Source organism: Streptomyces sp. MK37H (assembly GCF_018035285.1).
Lineage (GTDB): Bacteria > Actinomycetota > Actinomycetes > Streptomycetales > Streptomycetaceae > Streptomyces > Streptomyces endocoffeicus.
The window spans coordinates 25,079-32,535 of record NZ_JAAAYH010000055.1; the positions used below are offsets into that span (position 1 = coordinate 25,079).

General features: G+C 72.3%; 7 protein-coding genes. 3 read left to right on the top strand and 4 right to left on the bottom strand.

Annotated features, from left to right (window positions below; translation table 11 throughout):
- The first annotated feature begins 123 nt into the window (after positions 1–123).
- The gene (locus tag GWI24_RS11135; RefSeq protein WP_210945746.1) at positions 124–1,266 is read left to right on the top strand and encodes a tryptophan dimethylallyltransferase family protein; all 1,143 of its coding nucleotides are present in this window, start codon (positions 124–126) and stop codon (positions 1,264–1,266) included.
- 118 nt (positions 1,267–1,384) lie between these two features.
- Positions 1,385–2,758 carry a tryptophanase gene (locus GWI24_RS11140; protein WP_210945747.1) on the top strand — a complete coding sequence of 458 codons (1,374 nt, stop codon included), beginning with the start codon at positions 1,385–1,387 and terminating at the stop codon, positions 2,756–2,758.
- A gap of 137 nt (positions 2,759–2,895) precedes the next feature.
- Here GWI24_RS11140 and GWI24_RS11145 read toward each other — a convergent pair whose 3' ends face one another.
- The 4 genes from GWI24_RS11145 to GWI24_RS11160 all read right to left on the bottom strand — a co-directional run bounded on the left by GWI24_RS11145 (position 2,896) and on the right by GWI24_RS11160 (position 5,916).
- Entirely contained in the window at positions 2,896–3,315 is a 420-nt protein-coding gene (locus GWI24_RS11145) for a DUF6479 family protein (protein WP_210945748.1), read from the bottom strand.
- A gap of 136 nt (positions 3,316–3,451) precedes the next feature.
- Entirely contained in the window at positions 3,452–4,456 is a 1,005-nt protein-coding gene (locus GWI24_RS11150; RefSeq protein ID WP_210945749.1) for a nucleoside triphosphate pyrophosphohydrolase, read from the bottom strand.
- Positions 4,457–4,470: 14 nt separating this feature from the next.
- Positions 4,471–5,088 carry a SurA N-terminal domain-containing protein gene (locus GWI24_RS11155; protein WP_210945750.1) on the bottom strand — a complete coding sequence of 206 codons (618 nt, stop codon included), beginning with the start codon at positions 5,086–5,088 and terminating at the stop codon, positions 4,471–4,473.
- 144 nt (positions 5,089–5,232) lie between these two features.
- Positions 5,233–5,916 carry an HNH endonuclease family protein gene (locus tag GWI24_RS11160; RefSeq protein ID WP_210945751.1) on the bottom strand — a complete coding sequence of 228 codons (684 nt, stop codon included), beginning with the start codon at positions 5,914–5,916 and terminating at the stop codon, positions 5,233–5,235.
- Between the two features lie 83 nt (positions 5,917–5,999).
- On the opposite strand from GWI24_RS11160, the gene GWI24_RS11165 reads away from it, so the two are divergent.
- Positions 6,000–7,457, top strand: a 1,458-nt coding sequence (locus GWI24_RS11165) for a DUF2079 domain-containing protein (RefSeq protein WP_210945752.1), incomplete at its 3' end; no start/stop codon positions are given.

A 7,457-nucleotide genomic window follows, 5' to 3' on the forward strand; every position in this document is an offset into this window, starting at 1 on the left:
ACACGCGATGGGAGCCCGGATACCCGCCCCTCGGGGCGGGTATCTTCTCGTGGTACGGGAACACCGGGTTTCCCCGCCGCCCAAACCCAAACAGCCGTTCCTCTCGATTCAGCGGGAGGTTCGATGAACGGTCTCCGTTCGGGTGAGGCACTGCTGGGTGACCTCGCCACGGGCCAGCTGACCCGGCTGTGCCACGTGGCGGGGCTGAGCGAGGCCGATACGGCCGCGTACACGGGTGTGCTGATCGAGAGTCTGGGGGCCACGGCCGGACGGCCGCTGGCGCTGCCGCCCCCGTCGCACACCTTTCTCTCCGACGACCACAGCCCCGTGGAGTTCTCCCTGGCCTTCCTGCCGGGCCAGACCCCGGACCTGCGGGTGCTGGTGGATCCGGGCTGCTCCAGCGGGGACGACCTGGCGGAGAACGGCCGGGCCGGTCTGCGATCGATTCACGCCATGGCGGACCGCTGGGGGTTCTCGACCGACCAGCTCGACCGGATCGAGGACCTGTTCCTCCCACCGTCCCCCGAGGGCCCGCTGGCCCTGTGGTGCGCCCTGGAGCTCCGCCCCGGCGGGGTCCCCGGGGTCAAGGTCTACCTCAACCCCTCGGCGAACGGCGCCGACCGGGCCGCCGAGACGGTCCGCGAGGCACTGGCGAGGCTGGGCCATCGGCAGGCGTTCGACTCGCTGCCCCGGGCGGAGGGCTTCCCGTTCTTCGCCCTGGACCTCGGCGACTGGGACGCCCCGCGGGTGAAGGTCTACCTCAAGCACCCCGGGATGTCCCCCGCCGAGGCGGGGGCCCTGCCCCGGATGACCCCCGCACCGGGCCGGGAGCGGCTGGAGGAGTTCTTCCGCACCGTCGGTGACCTCCCCGCCGGGGACTTCGCCGACCACGAGGGCGCCGACCGGCTCACCGGACGCCCCGCCCTCACCTGCCACTCCTTCACGGAGACGGCGACCGGGCTGCCCAGCGGATACACGCTCCACGTGCCCGTCCGCGACTATGTCCGGCACGACGGTGAGGCGCGGGAGCGGGCCGTGGCCGTGCTGCGCAGCAACGACATGGACAGCGCGGCCCTCGACCGGGCGCTGGCCGCGGTGAGCCCGCGTCCCCTCGGCGACGGCGTGGGCCTGATCGCCTATCTGGCACTGGTCTACCAGCGCGGCCGGCCGCGGCGGGTGACCGTCTACGTCTCCTCCGAGGCGTACGAGACCCGGCCGCCCCGCGAGACGGTCCCCACCCGTGACCGGGTGCGGGCTCGGCTCTGAAATCCGCCGGTACATCGAACACCGCGCACGCCGAGCACGCCGGGACACCGAACTCCGGGACACCGCACGCCGAGCACGCCGAAACACCGAACGACGAACAGACAGGAGCAGGGGCAGCGTGGAGCCGTACAGGATCAAGGTTGTCGAACCGATACCCGTCACCACACGGCAGCAGCGCGAAGCGGCGCTGAAGCGTGTCAACTACAACCTCTTCGACCTGCGCGCCGAAGAGGTGACCATCGATCTGCTCACCGACTCGGGCACCGGGGCGCTGTCCGCCGCCCAGCTCGCCGCCGGGATGGCGGGCGACGAGTCCTACTCGGGCTCCCGCTCGTTCTACCGCTTCCACGAGACGGTCACCGAGCTCACCGGTTACGCCCATATCCTCCCCGCCCACCAGGGGCGCGCCGCCGAGCGCGTGCTGTTCACCACCCTGCTGGAGCGCGGCGACCTCGTGCTGTCGAACACCCACTTCGACACCACCCGGGCCAATGTCGAGCTGAACGAAGCCGAGGCGCGCGACCTGCCGTGCCCCGAGGCCAAGAACCTCGACAGCACCGACCCGTTCAAGGGCAACATCGACCTGGACGCGCTCGCCCGGACGCTGTCCGGGCCCGATGGCTCCCGGGTCGCCGTGGTCGTCATGACCATCACCAACAACGGCGGCGGCGGCCAGCCCGTGTCCATGGAGAACCTCAAGCGGACGGCCGCCCTGTGCCGTCAGCACGGGGTGCCGCTCTTCCTGGACGCGGCCCGCTTCGCCGAGAACGCCTGGCTGGTCACCCGCCATGAGCAGGGCTACCGCGACCGCACCCCCCGGCAGGTCGCGGAGGAAGCTTTCCGCCTGGCGGACGGCTGCATGATGAGCGCCAAGAAGGACGGCATCGTCCACATCGGCGGCTTCATCGGCACCAACGACCCGGAGCTCGCCCAGAAGTGCGAGCTGCTCCTCATCGCCACGGAGGGGTTCGCGACCTACGGCGGTCTGGCCGGACGCGACCTCGACATGATGGCGCAGGGGCTGACCGAGGTGACCGAGCCGAGCTATCTCGCCGAGCGCGCCGAGATCGCCTCCCACCTCGCCCACCGGGTCCGCGCCGCGGGCGTGGACATCGTCGAGCCGCCGGGCATGCACGCGCTCTACCTCAACGCCGGACGGCTGCTCCCGCACATCCCGCCGCACAACTACCCCGGCCACGCCCTGGCCTGCCAGCTCTACCTGGAGGGCGGCATCCGCTCGGCCGAGCTGGGGTCGCTCTACCTCGGTGAGGAGGACGAGCACGGCAACCCGATCAAGAGCGCGCCGTACGAGCTGGTCAGGCTCGCCCTGCCGCGCCGGGTCTACACCCGCAGCCACTACGACCACGTGGGCGAGACGCTCGCGAAGATCGCCAAGAACGCGGACCAGGTGTACGGCTTCCGGATCACCGAGCAGTCCCCGATCCTGCGCCACTTCCGCGCCACGCTGGAGCCGGTGCCCGTCAGGGGCTGACCTCCGCACGGCCGCACGCACGGCCGCACGCACGGCCACAGGCAGAATCACCCGCACGACCGCACGCGGGCCCGGCGCCGGACACCACCGGTGCCGGGCCCGCGTCGCCGTACGCACCCGCCACGCACCCACACCGCTCAGCCGTTGCCGAACGAGCCGCTGCTGCCCTCGCGCCAGGTGGGCCGGTCCTCGGTGCCGCGCTTGCCGGAGTCCCGGGTCCCGGAGCCGCCCAGCTCGGACGGGAACCGGCGGCCGCCGTCCCGGTGCAGCTCATCGGGCTCGCGGTTCTGGGTGACATAGCCGACGCTGTCCTCGTCGTCCTGGTACCCCGGGCCATGGCCCGCCGCCCGCGCCTCGTGATCGGCCTCCTGGGTCTTCTGCCAGGAACCGGCGCGGCGTTGCGGCTGCTGGGGCGGGACCGGCTCACGGGCCCGTAGCCGTATCCCCCACCACACGGCCCCGAAGCACAGGATCACGACCACCAGCCCGACGATGAACGGCCCCGTCCCGACCAGCAGGTCCCGGGTCACGGCGAGATCCTCGGTGTACGTATCCATGGCGGCCGGGTACCCGGACCCGCCCGGATATCACTCCGGCCCCATCGGCGTCATACCCGGCCCCGCGTCACCGCCCGGCGTCACCGGGGAGCCTCGCGTCACCGGGGAGCCTCGCGTCATCGGGGAGCCCCCCGCGTCACCGCGCCGGGGAGCCCTCCGCCGCCCGGATCGCGTCGCGGTAGGCGCGGGCCGCCGCGCGCAGCGCCGCCTCCGGGTCCACGCCGTCCGCCTCGGCGCGCACCGCGAGCGCCAGCAGCTCATAGCCGATGCCCGCCCCGTCCGGCAGGGCCACGTCGAGCCCGGCTGTCCGGGCGCGGGAAGCCAGCTTGGCGGTCAGCGCGAGCGAGGGCTGACCGAGCGGCACCCCTTCGGTGACCGAATCGCGCCGCTTCTCGGCCGCCTTGGTCCGCAGCCAGTGGCGCTGGACGTCCTCCGGGGTCTCGGCGGCCTCGTCGCCGAAGACATGGGGATGGCGGTGGATCAGCTTGTCCACGATGCCGCCCGCCACATCGTCGATCGAGAACGGGTGCTCGGGGTCGTCCTGGGCGATCCGGGCGTGGAAGACGACCTGGAGCAGCACATCGCCGAGCTCCTCGAGCAGCGCCTCGCGGTCGCCCTCCTCGATGGCCTCGACGAGTTCGTACGCCTCCTCGATGCCGTACTTCACCAGCTCCTCGTTGGTCCGGGTGCCGCTCCACGGGCACTCGGCGCGGACCCGGTCCATGACCTGCACCAGATCGAGCAGCCGCGCGCCCGGCAGATCGTAGGAACCGGGCAGCAGCTCCAGGTCCGGCATCGCCTCCCGGCCGGATCCGGCCAGCCGCGCCAGCCCGTCGGTCAGCTCGGACTCGCCCTCGGCGGAAGTGATCACGACGGCCGTGCGGCCGCCCTCCGCCACGCAGTAGTCGACCAGCTCGCGCGCGCCCGGCGCGCCCGGCTCCACCTCGACGCCGGCGTCCCGCAGATACGGCAGCTGCGGATGGTCCGGGTCGCCGGAGAGCACCCGGTCGGCGCCGCGCAGCGCCTGCCAGGCGGGCCAGGACAGCAGTCCGGGCGCCACCCGGTGGCTGGTGGTGAGGAGGACGACGCGCCCGGTGGGGGCGGCGGCGTCGGCGGGGACGGGCGAATCGGGTGCGGTCACCCTTGCAACGTAACTTACGCCTGCTCGGGGGTACCGCCGGAGGTGCGCAGCCAGGCCTCCTTGGCCAGGACGGCGGTGCCCTGGGTGTTGTCCCACTTTCCGTAGCGGGGGTTCACCCGGATGTCGAGCGCCTTGGAGGTCTGCGTGAACACCTCGTTGACCTTGGAGGTGCCCAGCTTGCGCAGCAGGGCGTTGCGCGTGAGGTCCATCCGGACCGCCTCGTCGATCCCGCCGGGCGCGATGCCCTGCTGGAGATAGAGGGCGCGCAGGGCGGTGGCCCCGCCGCTCTGCTTCTCGGCGGCGGAGCGGGCAAGCTGGACCTCGCGGCGGGTGGGGCTGATCCCGTTGTCCTTACCGGCCCGCTCAATCACCCGGAACTGGATCATCCGGATCAGTGTGTCCTGGCTCAGCCGGCCGCTGCCCGCGACCGTCTGAGCCGCCCTCGGGTCGCTGCCCTGTGCCTGCCGGACGGCCTTGACCTGCGCCTGGAGCTGGGACACGGTGATCCGGCCACCGTCCAGGACCGCCGCGGCGCCGGGCCGCTGGGCGTCGCCGCACGCGGTGATCAGCGGCGCGGAGAGCAGCAGCGCGGACGCGGCGGAGACGGTGAGCGCAGTACGGCGGCGGATCATTGAGCCTCCCGGCAGAGATCGTGCGGCGCGACAAACGATCTGGCGTTGATCGATGGTAAGGAGTCGGCGCGGCCTAGGCCACTGCTTGGACAACGATTCACCGCGGTCTTGGTCAGCCTCCTGGCCGCCCCCGGCCCTGGCAAGCTAGCGCGTAGGCAGCTTCGTGCCGGGGCAGCCGCCCAACACCCGCCGCATCGCGGTCTTCTCGGCCCCGGTCACCCACAGCCCGTACGTCTTCTTCACCGCCACCTGGTGCGCCACATAGTCACAGCGGTACGCCTTGTTGGGCGGCAGCCAGGTCGCCGCGTCGCCGTCGCCCTTACGGCGGTTGGCGGAGGCGTCCACGGCGATCAGATTGAGCGGATCGTTGGCGAACTCCAGGCGCTTGTCCCGGGCCCACTTCTGGGCGCCCTTCTGCCAGGCGTCCGACAGCGCGACCACATGGTCGATGTCCACCTCGCTGTGGCCCCGGACGAACCGGACATCGCGGCCGGTGTACGGATCGTCGGTGAGCGTGCCCGAGGCGACCAGGCAGTGGCCGTCGCGGAACTTCACGCCCTTCAGGTCGCGCTTGAGGATGTCGTCGCGGGTCCCGCAGCCGTTGTCGTCGGTGTCCACCCACGCGCTGCCGAACTCGCCGCGCTCATAACCCGTCTTCGGCGCACGGCCCTTGACTGTGAGCGAGGACACAGCCGCCAGGGCCGAGCCGGACGCCGCGGGCCGGCTCGGACCGCCCCCGCCCTCGTCAGCGCCCTTGCCGTCCTGGTCACCGGCCTTGCAGCCGCCGACCGCCAGCAGCGCGGCCAGCACCGCCACCGAACTTCGCATCGGTATGCGAAACCGTCCCTGCAACCTTCCCGCCCCCTTCGCGTATCTTTTCGCACAGACCGCCCACACGATAAGGACCCTGGATGGACACGGCCGCAACCGCTCCGCCCGGCACCGGCGCCGAGGGGGCGACCGCCGTCATCAGGGGGCGTACCCGGCTCCTGGCGAGGGCAGGCGTACTGCGGCATCCGAAGGCCGATCCCTACTGGCTGGCCCTCGCCCTCTTCGCCGCCTTCACGGCGCTGTCGGTCTGCCGCTACCGCCGCATGGCCACCATGTCCTGGGACCTGGGCATCTTCGAGCAGGCGATACGGGCGTACGCGCACTTCCAGGCCCCCATAGCCGATCTCAAGGGCCCCGGCGCCAATATCCTCGGCGACCACTTCAGCCCCATAACGGCACTGCTCGGCCCCGTCTACCGGCTCTTCCCCGGCCCGGTCACCCTGCTGGTCGCGCAGGCGGCGCTGTTCGCCGTCTCCGCCGTCCCCGTCGCCCGCGTCGCCGCCCGGCTGCTGGGGCGCGGCCGGGGGCTCGCGATCGGCATCGCCTACGGGGTGTCCTGGGGCCTCCAGCGCGCCGTGGACTTCGACTTCCACGAGATCTGCTTCGCCGTTCCGCTCATCGCCTTCTCCCTGGAGGCGGTGATCCGCAGGCGCTGGTACGCGTCGCTGCTGTGGGCCGCCCCGCTGGTCTTCGTCAAGGAGGACATGGGCGCCACGGTGGCCGCGATCGGCGCGGTCGTCTGGATCCGCGCCCGGCGCGACCCGGAGCGCGGCCCCCGCGCCGTCCCGCTCGCCGTCGCGCTGATGGGCTTCGGCATCGCGGTCTCGGCACTCGCGCTCGGCGTCGTCATCCCCGGCTTCAACGGCGCCGGCTCGTACGACTATTGGGACAAGGTCGGCAGCGGCGGTGAGCAGACCGGCACGATCCCGTTCGGCACCGCGCTGCGCACCCTGCTGTGGATCCTGCTGCCGACCACCGGGCTGCTGGCGCTGCGCTCCCCGCTGCTGCTGGCCGCCGTGCCCACCCTCGGCTGGCGCTTCCTCTCCCACGACGACCACTACTGGGGCACGGACTGGCACTACAGCGCGGTGCTGATGCCGGTCGTCCTGCTGGCCCTGGTGGACGCCCTGGACCGGGTCCGCGACACCCACCGGCCCTGGCTCGCCTCGTACGCCCGTCAGCTGCCCGCCGCGGTGTGCGGCGCGGCCCTGGCGCTGTCGTCCTCCATGCCGCTGTACGGCCTCACCCAGGGCGCCACCTACGACAAGTCCCCGCAGACGCGGGCGGTGGAGCGGCTGCTGGACCGGATCCCGGACGGGGCGACGGTGGAGGCCAACGTCGGGCCGATAAGCCGGCTCACCAGCCGCTGCCGGGTGCTGTGGGTCGGCGCCACGCAGGACATACGGCCGGACTACATAGCCCTTCAGGAGCCGCCGGAGCGCACCGAGCGCGAGGTGATCGAGTACGCCGGGCAGCTCCATCCGGGCAGCTCGTACACGCCCGTGGGCTCCACCTCCGGCTACTTCGTCCTCAAGCGG

Excerpts from the sequence above, each read along its gene's own strand:
- GWI24_RS11135 (WP_210945746.1), top strand. The coding sequence starts at position 124 with ATGAACGGTCTCCGTTCGGGTGAGGCACTGCTGGGTGACCTCGCCACG.
- GWI24_RS11145 (WP_210945748.1), bottom strand. The coding sequence starts at position 3,315 with ATGGATACGTACACCGAGGATCTCGCCGTGACCCGGGACCTGCTGGTC.
- GWI24_RS11155 (WP_210945750.1), bottom strand. The coding sequence starts at position 5,088 with ATGATCCGCCGCCGTACTGCGCTCACCGTCTCCGCCGCGTCCGCGCTG.
- GWI24_RS11160 (WP_210945751.1), bottom strand. The coding sequence starts at position 5,916 with ATGCGAAGTTCGGTGGCGGTGCTGGCCGCGCTGCTGGCGGTCGGCGGC.